This is a genomic window from Solidesulfovibrio aerotolerans, assembly GCF_009856865.1.
GTDB lineage: Bacteria > Desulfobacterota > Desulfovibrionia > Desulfovibrionales > Desulfovibrionaceae > Solidesulfovibrio > Solidesulfovibrio aerotolerans.
In genome coordinates this window covers 1-255 of the sequence record NZ_WVUD01000153.1, presented here as the reverse complement: position 1 = coordinate 255, position 255 = coordinate 1, and the positions used below count along the sequence as shown (strand labels likewise).

Below are 255 nucleotides of genomic sequence, written 5' to 3'. Positions count from 1 at the left end.
ACTCAGTGAAATTGATGTGGCGGTGAAAATGCCGTCTACCCGCGGAAAGACGGAAAGACCCTGTGCACCTTTACTATAGCTTGACATTGGAGCTTGGACAATCGTGTGTAGGATAGGTGGGAGACTGTGAAACCGGCGCGCCAGCGTCGGCGGAGTCAACCTTGAAATACCACCCTCGGTTGTTTAAGCTTCTAACTCGGACCGTTATCCGGTTCGAGGACATTGTCTGGTGGGTAGTTTGACTGGGGCGGTCGC

1 rRNA gene is annotated in these 255 nt (G+C 53.3%); it reads left to right on the top strand.

Annotated features, from left to right (window positions below):
* Positions 1–255, top strand: a 23S ribosomal RNA gene (locus GTA51_RS20495); the annotation flags it as partial.